This is a genomic window from Protofrankia sp. Cr1 (genome assembly GCF_963555865.1).
Taxonomy (GTDB): Bacteria; Actinomycetota; Actinomycetes; order Frankiales; family Frankiaceae; genus Protofrankia.
In genome coordinates this window covers 2,408-2,937 of record NZ_CAUVXO010000353.1, presented here as the reverse complement: position 1 = coordinate 2,937, position 530 = coordinate 2,408, and the positions used below count along the sequence as shown (strand labels likewise).

The window sequence follows — 530 nt, the reverse complement described above, 5'->3', positions numbered from 1 at the left end:
CCCTACCGTGGCGGACCGTGTAGCGCAGACGGTGGTCGCGCTCGCGCTGGAGCCCCGTACTGAGTCGATCTTCCATGACGACTCGTACGGGTACCGGCCGGGCAGGTCGCCGCTGGCAGCGGTGGAGAAGTGCCGCGAGAGGTGCTGGAAGAGCGACTGGGTGATAGAGGTCGACATCTCCCGGTTTTTCGATTCCGTCGATCACGATCTTATGGTCAGGGCGGTCGAGGCGAACATCACCCCGGAACAGAAATGGGTGGTGCTGTACGTGCGGCGGTGGCTCACAGCACCGCTTGTCTGGCCCGATGGCAGGAGGATGGAACGGGACTGCGGAACTCCACAGGGTTCGGCGGTGTCACCCGTGCTGGCTAACCTGTTCATGCACGTGTGCCACGAATGTCGAGAGGGGTTGGGTGTAGGTAGACCTTCTTGAGGCAATGTTGTGTAGTAGATGAAGGTTTTGTGGCCCTTCGGCGTCGCCCTGCGGGGGGAGACGTCAAGCCGCCTCAATACTGCATTGGCTGAAGACC

The 530-nt window shown here is 61.7% G+C and carries 1 pseudogene; it reads left to right on the top strand.

The window, feature by feature from the left end:
* A pseudogene (locus U9980_RS21075) lies at window positions 1-385 on the top strand (reverse transcriptase domain-containing protein); the annotation flags it as partial.
* Between the last annotated feature and the right edge of the window lie 145 nt (window positions 386-530).